This window comes from Saccharopolyspora oryzae (genome assembly GCF_027853915.1).
Classification (GTDB): domain Bacteria; phylum Actinomycetota; class Actinomycetes; order Mycobacteriales; family Pseudonocardiaceae; genus Saccharopolyspora; species Saccharopolyspora oryzae.
Map to the genome: position 1 here is coordinate 88,883 of NZ_JAQGLA010000002.1, position 20,498 is coordinate 109,380.

General features: G+C 68.4%; 16 protein-coding genes. 8 read left to right on the forward strand and 8 right to left on the reverse strand.

The genetic code is table 11. From position 1 onward, the window contains the following. Positions 1-16: 16 nt before the first annotated feature. The 3 genes from OU415_RS01725 to OU415_RS01735 form a co-directional block, all read right to left on the reverse strand. Positions 17-2,380 carry a xanthine dehydrogenase family protein molybdopterin-binding subunit gene (locus OU415_RS01725; RefSeq protein WP_270946698.1) on the reverse strand — a complete coding sequence of 788 codons (2,364 nt, stop codon included), beginning with the start codon at positions 2,378-2,380 and terminating at the stop codon, positions 17-19. A 94-nt stretch (positions 2,381-2,474) separates the two neighbouring features. Continuing rightward, positions 2,475-3,788: a hypothetical protein gene (locus OU415_RS01730; protein ID WP_270946699.1), complete on the reverse strand. Its 1,314-nt coding sequence runs from the start codon at positions 3,786-3,788 to the stop codon at positions 2,475-2,477. A gap of 99 nt (positions 3,789-3,887) precedes the next feature. Further along, positions 3,888-4,328, reverse strand: coding sequence for a DUF4383 domain-containing protein (locus tag OU415_RS01735; RefSeq protein WP_270946700.1), 441 nt, complete (start codon positions 4,326-4,328; stop codon positions 3,888-3,890). A gap of 165 nt (positions 4,329-4,493) precedes the next feature. Here OU415_RS01735 and OU415_RS01740 point away from each other — a divergent pair, with 165 nt between their 5' ends. Further along, on the forward strand, positions 4,494-5,891 hold the full coding sequence (locus OU415_RS01740) for an Nramp family divalent metal transporter (RefSeq protein WP_270946701.1): 1,398 nt from the start codon (positions 4,494-4,496) through the stop codon (positions 5,889-5,891). 9 nt (positions 5,892-5,900) lie between these two features. On the opposite strand, the gene OU415_RS01745 is transcribed toward OU415_RS01740, so the two are convergent. Together OU415_RS01745 and OU415_RS01750 are read right to left on the reverse strand one after the other, a co-directional pair. Further along, positions 5,901-6,116 (reverse strand): hypothetical protein, encoded by a 216-nt coding sequence (locus OU415_RS01745; RefSeq protein ID WP_270946702.1) that lies wholly within the window; start codon positions 6,114-6,116, stop codon positions 5,901-5,903. Positions 6,117-6,246: 130 nt separating this feature from the next. Further along, on the reverse strand, positions 6,247-7,011 hold the full coding sequence (locus OU415_RS01750) for an SDR family NAD(P)-dependent oxidoreductase (protein ID WP_270946703.1): 765 nt from the start codon (positions 7,009-7,011) through the stop codon (positions 6,247-6,249). Positions 7,012-7,143: 132 nt separating this feature from the next. On the opposite strand from OU415_RS01750, the gene OU415_RS01755 reads away from it, so the two are divergent. The 6 genes from OU415_RS01755 (at position 7,144) to OU415_RS01780 (ending at position 13,734) form a co-directional block, all read left to right on the forward strand. Next, positions 7,144-7,626 carry a GNAT family N-acetyltransferase gene (locus OU415_RS01755; protein WP_270946704.1) on the forward strand — a complete coding sequence of 161 codons (483 nt, stop codon included), beginning with the start codon at positions 7,144-7,146 and terminating at the stop codon, positions 7,624-7,626. Then, on the forward strand, positions 7,623-8,084 hold the full coding sequence (locus tag OU415_RS01760; RefSeq protein ID WP_270946705.1) for a GNAT family N-acetyltransferase: 462 nt from the start codon (positions 7,623-7,625) through the stop codon (positions 8,082-8,084). The genes OU415_RS01755 and OU415_RS01760 overlap by 4 nt, the downstream gene beginning before the upstream one ends. Next, on the forward strand, positions 8,081-8,605 hold the full coding sequence (locus OU415_RS01765) for a GNAT family N-acetyltransferase (protein ID WP_270946706.1): 525 nt from the start codon (positions 8,081-8,083) through the stop codon (positions 8,603-8,605). The genes OU415_RS01760 and OU415_RS01765 overlap by 4 nt, the downstream gene beginning before the upstream one ends. 616 nt (positions 8,606-9,221) lie before the next feature. Beyond that, positions 9,222-9,896, forward strand: a complete 675-nt coding sequence (locus OU415_RS01770; RefSeq protein WP_270946707.1) for an RNA polymerase sigma factor — start codon at positions 9,222-9,224, stop codon at positions 9,894-9,896. Next, positions 9,893-11,518, forward strand: coding sequence for a PAS domain S-box protein (locus tag OU415_RS01775; RefSeq protein ID WP_270946708.1), 1,626 nt, complete (start codon positions 9,893-9,895; stop codon positions 11,516-11,518). The genes OU415_RS01770 and OU415_RS01775 overlap by 4 nt, the downstream gene beginning before the upstream one ends. A gap of 347 nt (positions 11,519-11,865) precedes the next feature. Then, on the forward strand, positions 11,866-13,734 hold the full coding sequence (locus OU415_RS01780) for a P-loop NTPase fold protein (protein WP_270946709.1): 1,869 nt from the start codon (positions 11,866-11,868) through the stop codon (positions 13,732-13,734). 7 nt (positions 13,735-13,741) lie between these two features. Here OU415_RS01780 and OU415_RS01785 read toward each other — a convergent pair whose 3' ends face one another. Beyond that, a complete protein-coding gene (locus tag OU415_RS01785; RefSeq protein WP_270946710.1) occupies positions 13,742-15,388 on the reverse strand; it encodes an acyl-CoA dehydrogenase family protein in 1,647 nt (548 codons plus the stop codon). A 162-nt stretch (positions 15,389-15,550) separates the two neighbouring features. On the opposite strand from OU415_RS01785, the gene OU415_RS01790 reads away from it, so the two are divergent. Then, entirely contained in the window at positions 15,551-16,039 is a 489-nt protein-coding gene (locus OU415_RS01790) for a SixA phosphatase family protein (protein WP_270946711.1), read from the forward strand. Positions 16,040-16,086: 47 nt separating this feature from the next. Here the strand turns inward: OU415_RS01790 and OU415_RS01795 are convergent, their stop codons facing one another. Next, the gene (locus OU415_RS01795) at positions 16,087-17,658 is read right to left on the reverse strand and encodes an alkaline phosphatase D family protein (protein WP_270946712.1); all 1,572 of its coding nucleotides are present in this window, start codon (positions 17,656-17,658) and stop codon (positions 16,087-16,089) included. Positions 17,659-17,771: 113 nt separating this feature from the next. Continuing rightward, on the reverse strand, positions 17,772-20,267 hold the full coding sequence (locus OU415_RS01800; RefSeq protein WP_270946713.1) for a M14 family zinc carboxypeptidase: 2,496 nt from the start codon (positions 20,265-20,267) through the stop codon (positions 17,772-17,774). Between the last annotated feature and the right edge of the window lie 231 nt (positions 20,268-20,498).

Sequence of the window (20,498 nt, forward strand, 5' to 3'; positions counted from 1 at the left end):
GACGCGGAGGGCACGGTCAGACGACTGCTTCTTCGGCGTCTTCCGGGGTGCTGTCGTCCCGCACCGGAAGGGTCGCGAAGGCCGCCGGCGGTTCCTGCCAGTACGTCGCCGAGGCGCCGTCCTGGATGGCCTGCCAGACGCGTTCCGGGGTCGTCGGCATGTCGATGTGGCGGACTCCGAGGTGCTTGACCGCGTCGACCACCGCGTTCTGCACCGCCGGCGTCGAACCGACCGTCGCCGACTCGCCGATTCCCTTGGCGCCCAACGGGTTCAGCGGGCTCGGGGTCTCGGTGTTGGTCACCTCGAACGAGGGCAGGTCCGCCGCCGACGGGATGGTGTAGTCGGCGAGGGTACCGGTCTCCGGGTTGCCCTCCGCGTCGAAGGTCACCTGCTCCCACAGCGCCTGGGCGATGCCCTGCGCCGCACCGCCGTGCTGCTGTCCGCGCACCAGCATCGGGTTGATGATCCGGCCGCAGTCGTCCACCGCGATGTGCCGCAGCGGGCGGACGAAACCGGTCTCCAAGTCCACCTCGACCACCGAGACGTGCGCGCCGAACGGGAACGTCGCACCACCGGGCGCGAAGTCGATGTTCGCTGCCAACCGCTCGCCGTCCTCGGCCGCAGCGCGGGCCAGTTCCGCCCAGGCGATGGTCGCGCTGGGCACCCCGGCCACGCCCAGCTCCCCGCCGTCGGTCAGCTCGATGTCGTCGACGGAGGCCTCCAGCCGGGCCGCGGCCAGTTCCTTGGCCTTGCGCAGCACCTCGCCACCGGCCTCCTGCACCGCGCTTCCGGCGATCTGCAGCGACCGCGACCCGCCGGTGCCACCCCCGCGCGGCACTTCGGCGGTGTCGGACTGGACGAACTCGATGTCCTCCATCGGGATGCCCAGGGTGTCGGACACGATCATCGCGAACGAGGTCGCGTGCCCCTGGCCGTGCGCGGAGGTCCCGACCTTGATCCGGGCGCCGTGCTCGTGCACCTCGACCTCGGCGTACTCCCCCGAACCACCGCCGGTGATCTCCACGTAGGCGCTGGTCCCGATGCCGAGCAGCACCTTCTCCCCGGCTTCGATGCGCCGGGCCTGCTCAGCGCGCAGCGCCTCGTAGTCGGCCAGGCGCAGGGCCTCGTCGTAGGGCAGCGCGTAGTCGCCGCTGTCGTAGGTGGCACCGAGCAGCGTCTTGTGCGGGAACGACTCCGGGACGAGGAAGTTCTTGCGCCGCAACGCAACCGGGTCCATCTCCAGCTCCGCGGCGGCCAGGTCGACCATCCGCTCCAGCATCGCGGCGGCCTCCGGCCGTCCAGCACCGCGGAACGCGCCGACCGGGGTCGTGTTGGTCAGCACCGCCACGCCGTCGTAGCTGATCTTCGGGATGTCGTAGACGCCCTGCGCCATCATCCGCGTCGAGCTCAGCGCGAGAGCCCCGCCGAAACCGGCGTAGGCACCGCCGTCACCGATCACCCGGCAGCGCAGCCCGGTGATGGTGCCGTCGCGGCGCAGGCCCAGTTCCGCGAACTGCACCTGGGCACGACCGTGCGGCATGCCCTGCATGTTCTCCGAGCGCGTTTCCACCCATCGGACCGGACGGCCCAGGCGCAGCGCGACCGCGACGGCGACCGCGTGCTCGGAGATCGCTCCGGCCTTGCCGCCGAAACCGCCGCCGACGTGCGGGGAGATCGTCCGCACCCGCTCCGGTTCCCAGCCGAACGTCTTGGCCAGCCCGTCCCGCAACCCGTGCGGCATCTGGGTGGACACGTGCACCGTGACGTCGTAGTCCTGGTCCGGGCCGCCGGGTTCCACCGCGATCGCGTTGCCCTCCAGCGGCACCACCGCGACGCGCTGGTTCTCGATGCGGGCGCGCACCACCACTTCGGCGTCGGCGAGCACATCGGCACCGGCCGGGTCGCGGAACCCGCCGGCCACGTTCGACCCGAGTTCCGGGAACTGCTGTTCGGCGTCCGGGGCCAGCGCCTGCTCCGGGTCGGCGACGGCGGGCAGCTCCTCGTAGTCGACGTCGACCAGTTCGATCGCGTCGGCCACCGCGGCGGCGCTCTCCCCCACGATCACCGCGACGGGCTCGCCCACGAAGCGCACCCGGTCGGTGGCCAGCGGCGGACGCGCGCAGTTCGGGTTGAGCTCGACGAACGGCGGCGGGATCGGGACGTCGAGGTCGGCCGCGGCGAAAGCACCGACGATGCCCGGTGCGTCGGCGGCCGCCGCGACGTCGACGCCGGTGATCTCGGCGTGCGCGACCGGCGAGCGGACGAATCCGAGGTGCAGCGCGCCGTCGATGTTCAGGTTGCCGACGTAGGTGCCCCGACCGCGGAGCAGTTCCGGGTCCTCGACCCGTTGGACCTCGGTCCCCAGCAATGAACCCACCATGTGCGAAACCCTATCCGTCACGCCGTCGCGAAGCAGCGAAAATTGTGGTTGCGGGAGTGGATCAACGCACTGCAGGCCGGCGAAATTCCCGCGCTCACCCGATGCGCTCCCACAACGACGGTTCCACCTCGGCCAGGCGGTGCGGCGTCGGCAGTTCCCAGCACGGCCGGACCTCGCTCAGTTCCCGGTGCGCGCGGACCAGACCGGCGAAGTCCCGCGGGAACGCCCGCCGGTCCACGCCGAGCAGCATCCCTCGCTGCTGCGCCCGCGCCACCAGCTCCTGCCAGCCCTCGATGCCCATCAGCCCGATCGACTCGGTGCCGTGCGAGAAGAGCATCAGCCTGATCTCGTCGAAGGTCCGGGTGTCGAGGTAGTCGCGCAGGGCGCGGTGCGATCCCTCGGTGTTGAACGCCATCCAGAACGGCACCGATCCGGTGCGCAGGGTCCACCAGGGTTCCAGCAGCAGGAAGGACTCCACCAGCAGCCGACCGGTGGGCAGGCCGCGCTGCGCGTACCAGGCCCGGTACTGGTCGGCGACCAGCGGGCTCAACTGCTCGGGGTGGTCGAACTTCATGCGCCGCAACGAGAAGCGGTGCTGCTTGGCGGCCTCGTCCAGGTCCACCAGCAGCTCCGGCTCGAAGCCCCACTCGGCTTCCGGTGCCTGCTCGTCGGGTTCCGGCGGACGCCAGGTGCTGCGCTCCGCGCCGTAGCGGCGCAGCAGGTCGGCCACGCGCGGACCGCCGGCGTGGTACTCGGCCGCGGACGCCCCGCCGAGGGCACCGAACTGGAAGACGTGGCGCGGCCCGAGCCGGGTCACCGGCCAGGACAGGCCGCACTCGACCGACACCACCACGCCGCCGGACTCCAGGTGGTCGCGCAGGAACCGGCGGTAGGCGTCCGGCAACCGCCGCCACTTGACGCGGAAATAGGACATCCCGGCGATCATCAGCCGGTCCTGGTTCGGGTCGTGCATGTGGTGCAGCACGAGGTCCGGGTTCGCGGCCAGCAACCTGGCGGCCGGAGCTCGCCCGCACTCCATCTCGGCTTGCGGGTCGTCGCGGTCCACACCGCGCCGCCGCACCGGGATCAGGAGGGTTTGCGGCAACCACGGTGCGCCCAAGGCCGCGGCCAGGTGCACCAGCGCTCCGTTCGAGGAGCCGATGAAAACCACCGGGTACCGGCGGCGCGGGTAGTGGTCGACGACCCAGGACGCGAGCCGATCGGAATCGACCTCGCCCAAGCGCGTGGGCGGCAACGCCTCGCTCACGCCGCTGGCCGCGTAGATCCGGTCCGCCCATCGCGGTGGCAGCCGGTTGACCCCGGACAGCACGGCGCCGAGCACCGGTTCCAACGCTCTCGGCGCCTGGCCGATCGCGGGGATGTCCCGCCCCGCGAGGTAGCGCGACAACGCCCGGAGCATCCCGGTCGCGGAATCGAACGAAGCTGCTGCACGTCCTGGCCGCAACGACCCCACCGTCCCTTCTGCACGCCGTTCGGAGCGGTGTGCTCAGTGCCGGGGGACCATGCGCCGCCGGTGGGTCGGTCTCGGCATCGATTCCAGTCCGCAGAGGATCACGAAGCCCAGCACCGCGAGCCCCGCGTGCAGGAAGTTCTCCGCCGGGCCGAGCAGGAGCGGCGTTCTTCCCTTGTCCAGCGTGCTTTCCGCGGTCCCGTAGACGAACAGCAGCACCCCGCCGACCGTCTGCACCGTCGTGCACAGCACTGCGCAGCGGCGCCACGGGGCGGCGAGCACCGCGACCGCGCCGAAGCTGAGCAGCAGCAGGCTGTGCGCGGTGTTGAGCTGGAAGACGAGGAGCACCGGGACGTCACCCGATGCGTGCCAGCCGGCGTTGGCCAGCCCCAGCAGGCCGAGCGCGATCAGCAGCAGTCCTTCCGCGGCGAGCAGCAGTTGCCAGCCCGCCTTCGGCGACCACCGGCGAGGATCCATCGGCACCTCCGGGCACACGACCGCGCTTCCGAGATGCCCGCCGCGCGACGATCGAAAACCTGTCGCGCTGCCCGTTGACCGGCCCTGTCCGCGACTGTAGTTTTCACGTCCATCGCATTTCGTTCACAGATGTGAAAATGCCCAGCCTGCACGAAGGAGTGCCAGATGGGTGCGCCCAACGCGACCAGCGACGACCCCTACCTCCTCACCGCGGACGGGATCAAAGAACCACCGCGCGGCTGGAAGTCCAGCCTGCGCTACCTCGGCCCCGGACTCATCGTCAGCGCCTCCATCGTCGGCTCCGGCGAGCTGATCGCCACCACCGCGCTGGGCGCCGAAGTCGGTTTCGCCCTGCTGTGGATGGTGATCCTGTCCACCGCGGTGAAGGTGGCCGTGCAGGCCGAGCTCGCCCGCTGGACGATCATCACCGGCAAGCCCGCCCTGACCGGCTACAACGAGGTGCCGCCGAAGATCGGCCGAATCGGCTGGATCAACCTGCTGTGGATGCTGATGGCGCTGTCCAAGCTGCTGCAGGTCGGCGGGATCATCGGCGGCACGGCGGTCTCGCTGAGCATGCTGGTGCCGGTCGGCGGAGATCCGCTCGGCTTCACCTCGCTGGCGGTGTGGACGACGATCCTGGTCGCCGGCAGCATCGCGCTGCTGTACTCCAACAACTACAGCCTCATCGAGCGCGGCGCCTTCGCGCTGGTCGCCGTCTTCTCGGTGGCGACCGTGGTGATCGCGCTCGGCCTGCCGTTCACGCCGTTCGGCTACGGCGGCGGCGACCTGCTGTCCGGCCTGACCTTCACCATCCCGGTCGGCGCGATCGGAGCGGCGGTGGCGATGTTCGGCATCACCGGCGTCGGCGCCGACGAGATCACGTTCTACACGTACTGGTGCGTCGAGAAGGGCTACGCCCGCTGGGTCGGGCCGAACGACGGCAGCGAGGACTGGCAGCGGCGCGCCCAGGGCTGGATCCGCGTGATGTACAAGGACGTCTTCCTGTCCTGGGTGATCTACACCTTCAGCACCCTGGCCTTCTTCGTGATGGGCGCGGCGGTGCTCCACCCGCAGGGGCTGGTGCTCGAGGGCAACGCGATGATCACCACCCTGTCGCAGATGTACACCGACGTGATCGGCGAGTGGGCGGCGGTCGGGTTCCTCATCGGCGCGATCGCGGTGCTCGGCTCGACCCTGTGGGCGGCGATCCCGAGCTGGTCGCGGATGTACGTCAACGTGCTGGCGACGTTGGGCGTGCTGGACTGGTCGGACGCGCGGTCCCGCCAGAAGTGGATCCGCGGTTTCACGGTCGGGCTGCCGATCGTGTGGGGCGCGACCTACCTGTTCATCAACTCACCGGTGGTCATGGTGCAGATCGGCGGCATCATGACCGGGATCTTCCTGCCCGCGGTGGTGGTGGCGACCTGGTACCTGCGCAACACGCAGGTCGACAAGCGGCTGCACGGCTCACGGGCGTTCAACACCCTGCTGGTGGTGAGCAGCGTCGCGATCAGCCTGCTGGGCGTCTACTCCCTGGTGAGCGTCTTCGGCGTAATCGACTGACCGGCAACGTCACTTGTGGCCGTGGTGCGGATGCTCGCTCGCGTTCTCGTGCTGAGTCGACTGGTGGTGCGTGTTGTGCCCGATCACCGTGTTCCCCGGTTGGCAGACCGAGTCGTTCATGTTGGTGCAGTTCGCCGGAACCTGTGCGTGCAATTCGAGCGGCGTGGCGGAGGCCAGTGCGGGGGCGCCGAGCAACAAGGGCACCACCAACGCGAAACCGGCCAAGCCCCGCAAGGTGGAACGCATCTCGTTCCGCCTCCGATCGATGAGTCGGTGACGAAGACACTTCCACCCTACAAACCGGCACATCACCGGGCACCGGGCCTAAAGACCCCGGCCCGGCCCGGTGATCAGGTCAGCGCGGCGCCATCCGGATCGCACCGTCGAGGCGGATGGTCTCACCGTTGAGGTAGGGGTTCTCGAGGATGTTACAGGCCAGTGCGCCGAACTCGGCCGGGTCGCCGAGCCGCTTGGGGCTGGGCACCGAGTCCTCGAGCGACTTGCGGACGTCTTCGCGCAGGCGCCCCAGCAGCGGGGTGTCCATGATGCCCGGCGCGATGGTGCACACCCGGATCGCCTTGCTCGCCAGGTCGCGCGCCGCGCACAGCGTCATGCCGACGATGCCCGCCTTCGACGCGGTGTAGGCGATCTGCCCGATCTGCCCCTCGAACGCGGCCACCGACGCGGTCAGCACGATCGCTCCGCGCTCGTCGTCGACGGCGTCGTGCTTGGCCATCCGCGCGGCACCCAAGCGCAGCGCGTTGTACGAGCCGATCAGGTTCAGCTGGATGACGTCCTCGAAGGGCTCCAGCGCTCCAGGCCGGCCGTCCTTCTCGACCAGCCTGATGCGTGCCCCGCGACCGGCGCAGTGCACCAGCGCGCGCAGCGGACCGGCCTCCTCGGCAGCGTCCAGGGCGGCCTCGAACTGCTCCACGTCGGTGATGTCGGCGGCCTCGAAGCGGGCGGATTCGCCGAGTTCGGAGGCGACTTCAGCCCCCTGCGAGGTGGGCAGGTCGATGATGGTGACCGCCGCACCGGCCTTGACCAACTTCCGAGCGGTCGCCAATCCCAGACCGGACGCGCCGCCGGTCACCGCTGCTGAAATGCCTTCCAGACGCATGCGCAGATCCCTTCCACACCGGTGTGCTCGGCCAATTCAAGGCACGCCGCGCGGCAGCGGTCAAAGTCCGGTTCGCGAACGGAGCTGAAGGTTCGGCCTATATCCGGTGGACAGCCGGGTGAGAATCGACGGGTGAACAACCTGAGCATCGAGCCCACCGGAGTGGACCAGCCCGCCGTGGTCCGCTTGCTGCGCGAGTACACCGACGAGATGGCCAGTCGGTACTACGGTCGTCCCGCGACCGACGCCGAGGTGGATGCTGCGATCGCCGAGGACCCCAACAAGGGGCTGCACCCGCCCACCGGTGTGTTCCTGGTGGCCCGCGAAGGAACCGAACCAGCGGGGTGCGTCGGCATCCGCGAGCTCGAACCCGGTGTCGCGGAGCTGAAGCGGATGTACGTCAGGCCGCAGGCGCGCGGGCTCGGCGCCGGCGCCCGGCTCCTCGCCGCGGTCGAGGAGCACGCCCGGGATCTGGGCTACCGCGCGATTCGCCTGGACACCCGCAACGACCTGGTGGAGGCGCGAGGCCTCTACGCCAAGCACGGGTACCAGGAGATCCCCGCCTTCAACAACGGTCCTTACGCAGAGCACTGGTTCGAGAAGGTCCTGGGGTGACCCCGCAACCGCTGACGACCGCCGACGCGGGCGAGGTGCTGACGTTGCAGCGCGCTGCATACGTCACCGAAGCGCAGGCGCACGACGACTTCCGGCTGCCGCCGCTGGTGGAGAGCCTCGACGACGTCCGCGCCGCTCTCGCCCGGCCGGACTGCCGGGCATGGGGTGTCCGCGAGTCGGGACGCCTGGTATCCGCGGTCCGCGTGGAGCTGGGCGAGACCACGGCCGCGCTCGGTCGGCTGGTGGTCGCGCCGGACTGCCAGCGCCGGGGTCTGGGCACCGCCCTGCTGGCGCACGTCGAGCAGCACCTCCCGCCGAGGATCACCGCGATCGAGCTGTTCACCGGCGAGCACAGCACCTCGAACCTGCGCCTCTACCGGCGTCTGGGCTACCGGGAAACGCACCGGACCTCGGCCGGTCGCTACGAGCTGATCCACTTCCGAAAGGACCTGGGATGAAAGGACGCGTCGCACCACCGGTGCTCCGAACCGACCGGCTCACCCTGGAACCGCTGCGCGCCGATCACGCCGAGGAGATGTCCGAAGTGCTCGCCGCTCCGGAGCTCTACGACTTCATCGGCGGAGTCCCGCTCACCGCGACCGAACTGCGCGCCCGATACGAGCGGATGCTGGCGGGTTCGCCGGATCCGGAGGTGTCGTGGTGCAACTGGGTGATCCGCCTGCGCGCGGAGGACTGCCTCGTCGGCGCGGTGCAGGCGACGATCAGCCCCGGCTACCCCGGCCCGGCGGCCCAGATCGCCTGGATGGTGGGAACGCCCTGGCAGAAGCGCGGCATCGCGAAGGAAGCGGCGCTCGCCCTGGTCGACTGGCTCCGCCAACTGCCGGTGCGCTGCGTCATCGCCCACGTCCACCCGCGACACCGCGCCTCGGCCGCAGTCGCGGAGGCCGCCGGCCTAAGCCCGACCCCCGACACCCACGACGGCGAAATCATGTGGCGGCTCGTGCTCGACACTGTCTGAGCGGGGCGTTGCGCCTGCGACGCTCCGCCACATGGCGCGGAAAGCACTAGAGCGCAGGCGAACGTGCGGTTCGTGGTGCGCAACGACGTCGAAGACGATCTGCTCGCTGCTTCGGCGATGGCGCGGCCTAGCCAACCTGATCATCGCCTCTGCACATCTCCACGCCCGTTCGCTATCGCCATCGATGCCGGATCCGCTGCGCTTACCACCGGCTCGTGCGGCGCCCCCGCGTCGTCGGTGTGCTCCGAATCCTGTTCGGTTTCCTCGTCGGGATATCCCGGGTCTTTGATCGGAGCATTTCAACGATCGCCAGAGCGCTAGAGCGACGGTCCGGGTCTCGAGACAACACTGCACCAAGGACTGCGATCAGCAGCGGGGCTGTTGTGATCAGACAGATCAGTACAGCCCCGAGGAGCGGGGTCACGCGGTCACCTACCTGACGTGTTCGTGGTCATCTACCGCATGTATAGGCACCACCACGAGGCACATAGGTACGCCCATTTCGTCGTTGTTCACTTTTGCAAATACATCGCTCTGAACTTCTACCTTCCCGTACGTCCGGAACCAGCATCTGACCTACGCCTGGGCAAGAAGAGATCCTGACCTGAGGGCTTGGATGATCGAAGAGGACACCGCCACGGAGGAGGTTCCGCATGAGGACAAAGCGCTGTGCGACCGCCTCCGGGAGGCAGGATGCAAGGGACCGCTGTGGGAGCGTGCCGCGGTCACGTTCGCGAAGCTCGGCTGGTCTGTCATGGAGGCGTGGCTCGTCACCGGTGTGATCGCGGGGAAGTGCCGGGAGAAAGGTCGACCTGTCGAGCTGCCTCGGGACTGGACCCCTGAAGACCGGGAGGAACTCGTGGCCGCTGCGGTGGCCACGGGATTAGAGACTTTTCGACAGGCCCTCGAATCCGGGCGCTGGAAGCCGGACCAAGGCGCGTCCCTGCGCACCTACTTCGTTGGAAGCTGCGTGCTCGCGTTCCCCAACGTGCTTCGCCGGTGGCAATCCGAGCGAACCCGCTACCGCAAGGCGAAGGACTTCCTGAAGCAGGAGGTTGCTGCGCGAGAGGACTACATCAAACCGGTTGACGTCGTCGACGCAGTGGACGCCCTGAAGCGTTTGTCCAGTGGGGAGAACGAACGCAACCGAGCCATCTGGGGCCTCTACCACCTCTACGAACACACTCCAGCGGAGATCGCACACGTGATGGGCATGAGCCCAGGAGCAGTCAGCGCGGTTCTGCGGCGCATGGCCCAACGCCGCCGCTCCGGCGAGAGGAGGTCGAAATGAACAGTGACACCATCGACCCCAACGGGCACGAGGATCTAGCCCTCCTGGAAGGGCTTCTCGAAAGGTCTTCATTCGGCACCGACACCAGTGACCTGAAAGCTCGTACTTCCTCGGAGAAGGCTGCCTACGCAGTAAGGCTCGCCACGTACCTGCGCGAGGCCAGTACCGCGCCCCAGGAGCCTGAACGAACCGCAGAACCACGGACAGTCCGCGCACGGAAGCCCGGCACCGGAGGCTCAACAGCGGCAGCCAAGCCGACCAGAGGACACCACCTCGAACAAGAGGGGATGCCTCTGCATGAATCCGACGGCGCCGCTCCCCTGAGGCTACTCACACTCGACCCGCCCGGAAAGCACTGGAGATCCGTTCTCGCAGGACGGTGGGCCTCCGAACTGCGCTCAACCGCGTACATCCCCTTCTCTCGCGACGAGCTTCGGCTTCGCCTGCTGGACCTCGTAGATCACATCGCTGACGCGTTGGAGACCCCAGAGTCGGTTGACGAAGCGGCGCGTCTGGTGGGGAACCGACTGGTCGAGATTCACGCCACTGGACAAGACAGCCTGCCCTGCACCCTGGCCATTCTTCGGGAACACCTGGCCATGACGACTGCCAGCAGTAAGACTCGCAAATCCCTCCTGCAGACTATATCGGCCTCCTATTTTGCCGCGGAGATCACGAGTGCTTTCGAACAAAAAGAAGCGTTGAAGCAGGCCATTGAGAGGGCGAAACTAAAGGCCGATCAAGCGCTGCGATCGAGCGAGGAACGGTTTCGCAAGGTATTCAATACTGCACCAACCGGGATTGCAATCCTCGACAAGTCTGGACAATTTATCGACACTAATCCCGCGCTGCAAGAAATACTGGGAATCGACACACACAACCTGTCATCGATGACAATTCACGAGCTGGTGCACCCCGATTACATAGACTTCCTGGCCGCCACCCTGTCCAACCTAACGGAGGCAAAGTCAAGCTACCGGAGCCGAACCGAGCTGCCCCTGATGTGCGCTGGCGATCGGACCATTCTGGCCTCCCTCGCATTCTCCGTTCTACACGACACAAACGGCGACCCATACAGCTTTGTCGCGAACGTGGAAGACATTACAGATCTCCATATGCTACAGGAAAGGTTTCGCTACAACGCCATACACGACTCCACGAGCAGGCTACCCAACATCAACTTCTTTCGCATCCGTCTGCAGGACGAACTCAACAGATCCCACCGCGGCAACCTACTGAGCACCTACCGGATCGCACTGAATTTCGACTCCCCCCCAAGCACGAGGGCCATCGAAACAATTGTGCAACGCCTCGAAGAGCTAACCGAATCCGAGAACAGTATTCTCGCATGCTTCGGTGACACTGATTTTGCGATCGCTATTCAACACTCACATCAGACACCAGACGAATCACAATTCGCCGAACTGGCCACCCGAAAACTCTCCGCGCCCATCGATTCCGACAGCCACAGCCCCACAGCCACAGTAAACATAGGTGCTGTTCGAAATACCGACGCCGACGCAACATCGGCGCACATAATGTGGGCCGCCGACCTGGCACTGCGAAAGGCCATATCACTAGGCGGCGGACGATGGGTAGTGTCCACGCACATCCACGCGTGAACAGACACTCAGCCCCAGGAACGAGCTGGAAGGTTGCGGTTCAGCGGACTGTCATGAGTGTTCCACAGGGCGAGTGGGCCATTGGTGAGCTCCGGCCAGCAGGTCGCCCACGTCGGATGGCGTTAATGTGTGGCGCCTACGGGACTCGCCCCTGATTCGACCGTGCGGCGGCTGCCAGGGAGACGGCGAAGATCACCGGAGCCGCTGTCTGGTAGCCGATCCGCAGATCGCCGACGCAGCCTGCGCCCTGACCTCCCTCGTCGACAGCGACCCCAGCGTCGACCAGACCCGGTCGAGCTGATCGGATCGGCCTCGGACGAGGTGCTCGTCCTGCCATAATCCGCTTCGTGCCACCGGATTCGTCGAGCGACCAGGGCCGGTTCGTCGTGCTCAACGACCAGCCCGTCGAGGTTGCTGCGGAGGACCTGCTCGGGGCTTCGGCAACCGCGCGCGGACTGGTCGACCTGATCACCGACTCCCGCACCGCCACCCCGTTCACCATCGCCATCGACGCCGGTTGGGGCATGGGCAAGAGCAGCCTGATGCGGCTGATGCGCACGGAGCTGGACCAGCGGGGCACGCCGACCGCGTGGTTCAACGCGTGGACGTCCGGCCCCGATGCGCTCGAAGTGCTGATCAAGACCGTGCTGCTCACCTTCGACCGCAACATCGTCCGGCGCGCCTACCACCGGCTCATGCGGCGCCGCCGCGTCGTCGGCGTGCTCCGGGTGCTGTTCAACCTCGTCGTGGGTGCGTCCCGGGTGGTCCCGGTGGTGGACCGCATCTGGCAAGAGCTGTCGGTCAACGCCAAGGCGCGCAACGAAATTCGCGATGTCGTCCGCGAGATGGCCGAGGACTGGGTCGACAACGGCTCCACCGGCGGCAGGCAGCTCGTGGTGTTCGTCGACGACCTCGACAGGTGCTCCGGCGAGGTCGCGCTGACCGTGTGCGAGGCGATCAAGCTCTACCTCGACGTGCCGGGCCTGGTGTTCGTGATCGGCTGCGACCAGGCAGTGCTGGACGCCAAGGTGCGGGAGTCCGGCGGCTCAGCCGCTCAGGCGCAGGACCTGCTGGAGAAGATCGTGCAGGTCAACTACCGGACACCGGCGCCGGACAACGAGCTGCTGCTGCGGCTGGTCGACGGCTTCGCCGTCCGCTCCGGCACCAAGCACCTCCTCGGCACCAACCTGCCCGCGCTGATCGCCCGGCGCACCAACCGGAACCCGCGCCGGATCAAACGGCTGATCAACAGCTTCGTGCTCGAGTACAACCTGAGCCCGCAGTGGCAGCAGATCGGCGCATCGGCGCTGGTCCGCGTGGTGCTGTTGCAGCACTACTACCCCGGTTTCTACCGGGACGTCACCGAACCGGCCAACAGCGACATCATCCACGAGTTCCTCACCTACAGCAGGATCCGCATCGAGTGCCGAGCCGGGCAACGACCGGAAGCCGCGGAGTTCTTCACCGCGCACGAGGTCACGCCGCCGAACTCGGGCGCAGGCCCGGAAGACCTCCTGAACTCGCTGCGCCAGCTCGAGCAGGAGCTCCCGGTGTCCTTCCCCGATCTCGTGGCGGACGCGAACTTCACCTCGCTGGTGACCGAACTGGCCGACGAGGAGCACTTCGAGGAGATCCGCGATCACCTGCAGCACGGCCGACGAGCCGGCGCGGTCGGGGCCGAGGTCCCGGAGCCGCAGGTGTCCGGACCCGCCGCTTCGCTCGACGACGAGGACTACGAGCTGCCGTTCGGTGGCGAGCTGAGTTCACCGCTCCCGCTCCACCTCCCCGATGCGCCCCGGATCCTCTGGATCGACGACGACTTCGGTTCGGACGTCCTGAGCTTCGCCGGAGGCACCAAAGCGCAGGTGCTCGAGTTCGCCGCGCGCGCCGGCATCCGGATCGAGACGATCTCCGATCCCGAGACCGCCCGATTCGTCATGCGGCGTGCCAAACCGCACTTGCTGATCTCGGACATCAACCGCGGTGACAACCCGAACGCCGGGCTGGACGACTTGGCCGCACTGCGGTCCGAGGGGATCTACGACGGCCCGGTCGTCTTCTACACCCGCCGCGTCACGCCGTCCCGCATCAAGCGCGCCGAAGAGCTGGGGGACGTGGGGATCACATCGGACCCGGACGAGCTGCAGGCGTGGATCGAACGCTTCACGTTCAGAACGGTCAGGGACAGCGTCCCGCCGTTCCTCGTCCAGGACTGACCGCTGCTCATCCGTCGACGAGTTCGTCCAGGTGGCGCAGGGCTTCTGGGACCGGGTCGGTGGTTCGGAGGACGTGGTGGAGGTAGGTGTTGGCCACCACCAGCTTCCGGCGGCCGAGGCCGGTTCGGGCTTCGTGGTCGGCTTGTTCGAAGAGCAGCGCCGCCATCGTGGTCTGGGCAGCCAGGTCGGTGAACTCCCCGCACATCGCCTGGGCGTAGTCGTCGCTCTCGGCCAGCAGGGACTTGCCGAGGGACCGGATACTGTCCACTTCGGACATCAGCGGCTCGGCTCCGGCCGCGACGTCCGGGTCGGTGATGCGTTCCAGCCGCTGCTGGGCGGTGTCGGCGAGCAGCTCGTGGGCGTTGTCCTTTCGGATGCAGCGCAGGACGTCGAGGGCGATCACGTTGCTGGAGCCCTCCCAGATCGAGCCCAGGTGGGCGTCGCGCACGAGCCTGGGGTTGATCCAGTCCTCGATGTAGCCGTTGCCGCCGCGGATCTCCATCGCCTCGCCGGTCACCACGCGCGCCTTCTTGCACAGGTGGTACTTGCCCAGCGGGGTCAGGACGCGGATCAGCCGGCGGGCTTCGGGGTCGCCGGCGTCGGCGCGGTCGAGCGCGGCGGCGGCTTCCAGCACGAATCCGAGGCCTGCTTCGGCGTGCAGCAGCATCGGCAGCAGGGTCTTGCGCATCAGCGGCTGGTCGAAGAGCGGTTTGCCGAAGGCCACCCGCTGGCGGGTGTGCGCGACCGACTCGTTCAGCGCGCGCCGCATCAGCGCCACCGCTCGCATGGCGTTGGACAGGCGCGACACGTTGACCATCTCGGCCATCTGCAGGAATCCGCGGGACAGGTCGCCGACGGGCAGCGCGTAGCAGTCCTCCAGCGTCACCTCGCCGCTGGCCATCGAGCGGCTGCCCATCTTGTCCTTGAGCCGGTCGATCCGGTAGGTGTTGCGGCTGCCGTCCGGGCGCAGCCTCGGCACCATGAACATCCCGAGCCCCTTGGTGCCTTCCGGGCCGCCCGGAACCCGGGCCAGGGTGAGGATCACGTCGGCGGACACGTTGGAGGCGAACCACTTCTGGCCGCGCAGCGTCCAATGCGAACCGTTCGGGGTGGCCTCGGTGGCGGTGCGGCCGACGTCGCTGCCGCCCTGCTTCTCGGTCATGAACATCGCGCCGGTCAGCAGCGAGTCGAAGTCCGGCGAGCTCAACCCGTCGATCTCGCGGGCGAACAGCGACTGGTCGCCGAAGCGGCGCAGCACCCGGGCCGCCGAGTCGGTCATCGAAACCGGGCAGAACAAGCCGAACTCGGCCTGCACGAACACGTACGACAGGCCGTACTTGACCACGTGCGGCACCGCGGTCGGCCAGCCGTGCACGCCCGGCCGGTGCGACATCGCGGCGAACCCGAACCGCTCGAACGCCAACCGCGACATCCCGGTGTAGGCCGGGTGGTAGACCACTTCGTCGACCCGCTCGCCCGCGGCGTCGTACTGGCGCAGCTGCGGCGGGTTGACCTCCGCGACCGCGGCCAGCTCGTCCAGCTCCCCGGCCGCGACCGCGCCGACGTCGCGCAGCACGGGTTCCACCCGCTCCATCGAGTCGACGTACCGGGCGAGCAGCGGGCGCAGAGCTGGATCGGCATCGGCGAAGTTCATGCCCAGCACGTTTCCACCGCCCGTCCTGAGCTGTCCAATACCGAATCGTCCCCCCGCTGAGACTCCCACCGACTCAATCCCCTCCGCGATCCGGAAGCAGGCGCCGGCCCGGTCCGACCTCTACCGTGTGGTGGGAACCTCGGCGAGCGGGTGGGGTGGGACATGGTGGACGCGCAGCGGAAGCTGGTGCTGATCCGGCACGCGAAATCGGCCTGGCCGGACGACGCCGACGACTTCGACCGACCGCTGGCCACCCGCGGCCGCCGCGACGCACCGGCCGTCGGCCACTGGCTGCGCGACCACGCAGCAGCCATCGAGCTGGTGCTCTGCTCCCCCGCGATCCGAGCCCGGCAGACCTGGGAACTGGCCGCACCCGAGATCCCGGCCGAACCGAAGCTGAAGTACGACGACCGGATCTACGTCGCCTCGGCCCGCGAACTCCTGTCGGTCATCCACGAGATCCCGCCGACGGTCATGACCGCAGCCGTCATCGGCCACAACCCCGGCCTGGAGGACCTGGTCAGCCTGCTCACCGGAGAACCCGCGGTGCTCAAGACCGCAGCGATCGCGGTCCTGAGCACGCCGAACCCGTGGTCGGCCATCGGCGAGAACTGCGCCACCGCAGTCGAGTTCGCCAAACCGCGGGGCTGAAGCCGACCCCGCCACCGGCCTGAAGAAGCGCCGGTGGCGGGAACGGGTCAGGCTGGTTTGACCCCGGGGTGGCGGTCTTCGACCACGTAGGTGGCGCGGGTCGAGATCTCCGCGCCGGGGCGTTCGACGAACGGGACCACCCGGTAGTCGCTGCGCCAGAGCTCCGGTGTCAGGGTGCAGCGGACGTAACCGCGCTGGGAGTTGAAGAACTTCATGTGCGGGTTGGCCGCGAGCATCGTTCGGCCCTCGTCGGTCATGTCCGCGCCGTCTCCGCCGCTGGTGATCGACGTGCCGACGAACTCGCTGGCCACCGTGGGCGAGGCGGCGTCCTCGAAGTCGCTCTTGAGGTCCCAGGCGTAGTTCTGGTGCCGGTCACCGGTGATCACCACCAGGTTGCGCACCCCGCGCTCGGTCGCGCCCGCCAGCACCGCGTTGCGTTCCGCCACGTAGCCGTCCCACGGGTCCATGAACAGCTTCTTCTCCGGGCCCGCGTCGAGGTCGGTCTCGCCCATCGGGGCCTGGTTGCCGATGATCTGCCAGCGCGAACGGCTCCCGGAGAAGCCGTCCAGCAGCCACTGCCGCTGCTGCTCGCCGAGGATCGTGCGGTCCGGGTCCAGCCGCTCGTCGCAGTCGTACTTCGAACCGTCACCGCAGGGCTGGTCGTCGCGGTACTGGCGGGTGTCGATCATGGTGAGGTCGGCCAGGTCGCCGAACGCCAACCGGCGGTGCAGGCGCACGTGCGGGCCGTCGGGCAGCGCGGTGCGCCGCAGCGGCAGGTTCTCGTACATCACCTGGAACGCCGCGGCCCTTCGCTTCCGGAACACCTCGGGGTCGTCGTCGTCCTGGGAGATGTCACCGGCCCAGTTGTTGTCCACCTCGTGGTCGTCCATCGTGGTGATCCACGGGAACGCCGCGTGCGCGGCCTGCAGGCTCGGATCGGTCTTGAACAGCGAGTACTGCAGGCGGTAGCGGTCCAGGGTCTGGGTCTCCGACTTGAACTCCGAGCCCAGCGCGATGCCCCGCTTGTTGTCGGTCTGGTCGTACTCGTAGATGTAGTCGCCGAGGTGCACCACGAAGTCGAGGTCCTCGGCGGCCAGGTGCTCGTAGGGGGTGAAGAAGCCCGCGCTCCAGTTCTGGCAGGACGCGAAGGCGAAGGACAGCGAAGTCAGCGCGGCCGCAGCGGCGGGCGCGGTCCTGGTCCGGCCGACGGGGCTCAGCTCGCCGGCGGCCCGGAAGCGGTAGAAGTAGTCGCGGCCCGGTTCCAGACCGGAGATCTCGGCGTGCACGGAGTGCCCGAGCTCCGGGGTCGCGGTGGCCGAACCGCGCTGCACCACATCGCGGAACCGCTCGTCGGTGGCGACTTCGTACTGCACCTCCACCGGTTTCGCCGGCATTCCCCCGGAACCGTCGGCCGCTAACGGTTCCGGGGCCAGCCGGGTCCAGATCACCACTCCGCCGGGCAGCGGATCTCCGGAGGCCACACCCAGCGAGAACGGGTACTCGCCGCGCAGCCGCACGCCGGCCGCCGCACTGCTCCAGGCTCCCGTGCCCAGCAGGACGGCGGCCGCGCTCGCACCACCGATGCCCAACACCTTGCGGCGATTGAACTTCCCTGGCATTCACTGCTCCTTCCGCGAATCGGACAACGGGCCGGATTCTGCCGATCACGGGCATCGAGCAGATCACGAACGACCGTCGCGGCGGTGAACGTCGGGAACTGGCCACGCCGCCGTCACGGCAAGCTGATCGCCACCACCTCGCGGCCGAAACCGGCGACCTGGTCGGCGACGCTGCGCGCCCACGGGTGCTCGTCGGGGCTCATCCCGCCGAGGTCGACCTTGAAGCGCACCACGTCCGCGCCGCGCACCACCTCGGTGTTCGCGCCGCGCTCGGCGAGCAGCCGCTGCACCTGGTCGGCGACGGCCGGCCGCACCGAGAGGACCATCCGGTCCGGCGTTGCAGCGCTGGGCGCCTCGACGGCCTTCGCGACCGCCTGGGGCGCGTTCGCCGGCTTCGGTCCGGTCATGGCGTTGCGCAGCAGCTTCGCCGTGCCGTTGGTGAAGGCGCGGTAGTTCGGGTCGAAGCCGAACAGCACCACCCGGCCGCTGCCGGACGCTTCGTCCACGACCGCGGTCTTGCCGTGCAGCTGCTCGGGAGCAGCCGCGAACCCGGAGATGTACCAGTCCGGGTCGCCTTCGGCGGGGAAGTTCGCCACCGACGACTCGGCCGGGGCCGACCACACCGCGTCGTACTCGTACATCGCCCAAGCGGTCTCGCCCACTCCCTCGGCCAACGGGCTGTCCGGGTCGACCTGCATCCGGACGAGCGCGCCGGGGATGTCGGAGGTCGGTTCGGCGTAGGTCGCCGAGGTGAGCCCGAGGCGCGTCGCCAGCCGCGAGGCGTCCCGCAACGCGATCAGCGTTCCGCCGCCGCGGACCCACTCGGTCAGCGCCGCCCGGCCCTGCTCGCCGAGCGAGTCGAAGGCCTCCTGGTCCGAACCGTTCGGGACCACCAGCACGTCGTAGTCGGCCAGCGCACCGGCCGCGATCTGGTCGGCGGCCACGTCGCCGAAGTCCATCTTCTGATCGCCCAGCCACCAGCGCAGCCAGCCCGACGACTCGGTCGCCGCGCCGCTGTTGGAGATCTGCCAGACCGCCGTGCGCGGGGCGCCGGCGACCGGTCGCGCTGCCGGTTCTGCCTGCTCCGGCAGTGGCATCGCGCGCGGTTGCAGGTCGGTGCCCGAACGTCCGCCGCTGACGTTCTCCAGCAACGGGCCGCTCCAGGCCGTGACGTCGTAGAAGTACGGGAACGGCACGTAGCTGTTCTCGTTGAGCATCGCCTGCACCCAGTGCTTCTGGCCCTGCGCCATCGGGATCCACAACGTCCCGGCCGGGAGCGTCGTCGACTGCTCGGCTCGCCCGTACTCGGTGTAGTCCGGGACCTCCAGCGGCGTGGTCAGCCGGTAGACGTCGACGTCCATCCGCTGCAGCCGCCGCGCGAGGCGCTGCACCTCGGCGGCCTTCGCCGGGTCGTCGGTGCGCAGGAAGTAGTGCTTGACCTTGACGTCGGGCACCGGGTTGGTGATCTCGCCGTCGTTCCAGTACAGCTGGTTCGGTTCCAGCTCACCGGCCGCGCCCTGCCGGTTGGCCTCCAGGTGCTCGGCGCGCCACTCGGCGAGCAGCTGCTGGTCCTGCGCACCGGCGGCCATCAACGTCGACCAGATCGCGGTGTACTGCTCCTGGAGCCGCTGGGGAATCGGGTCCTCGGAGTTCTTCTCGAAGGTCATCCCGGCCGCGTTGAAGCCGGTCAGCGGCACGGTGTCGCCGTAGCCGAGGTACATCAGGTCGTAGGAGCGGCCGTTGAAGTACGGGATGCCGAACCGGCCGAAGGCCTGCTGCATCGCCGGGCCGTACACGTCGTAGACCCAGGTCAGCGGTGTTTCCCCGATGTCGTGGTAGACCGGGTCGGCGTTGGGCGGGAAGAAGTAGCCCTTGCTGCCCATCTCGTGGGCGTCGATGAACATCTGCGGCGGCAGTTCGCGCAGCTTCTCCAGCTTGCCCTCGGTCTCGGGCTGGGTGCGGGCGAACCAGTCGCGGTTCATGTCGAAACCGTTGGCGTTGCGGCGGGTGTCGGCCTCGCGCCCGTCCGGGTTCTGCGTCGGCAGCACCACGACGATGGCGTTGTCGAGGATCGTCTGCGCGGTGCAGTCGGTGCGGGCGGCCAGCTCGTAGAGCACGCGCAGCGCGGCGTCCGTGCCGCTCTCCTCGTTGCCGTGCACGTTCCCGCCGAGCCACAGGACGGCTGGGGTGTCGCGGACGATCTGCTGCGCGACGGGCTCCGGCGTCTTCGGGTCGCGCAACGCGTTGAGCTGCTTGCCGATGTTCTGCAGCGCTCCAGGATTCACCCACTTCTCCTGGCCGACCACCGCGTAGTGCAGCGGACGCCCCTCCACCGAAGTGGCCAGCGTGCCGTCGACGACCTTCGGGCTCTTGTCGGCGAGGGCCTGGAGGTAGGTGTCGGACTCCTCCGAGGTGACCTCCCGCTCGCCGAGGTCGATGCCCAGGACGTCGCGCGCCGTCGGCACCGAATCGTCCACCGCTGGTGGGGTGAACGGGTCGCACGACGGCGCCGCGGCCGCCTGGGGTACCGCGAGCATCGGCAAGGACACGAGCAGCGCGGCTGCGCCGGTCAACCACTTCGAGCGACCAGCGCCCCGTAACGCGAACATCGCCATGAGACCGCCCATCCCTGAGTGCGGAATTGCCGAGCGAGTTGACCACGCCGTCACCAGCGGAACAAGCGCTGTTCGGGGACGAAGGGGACGAGTCAACGGAAACTGTCGCTCACCCCGTCAAGGCCTAGAACCGCTCAATCGGGATGACGAAGGCCTCACCGCGACGGCGCTCCGGCGTCCGGGGCTTGTCGTAGGGTGCTGGGCGCGGGATGTGTTGGGAACTTG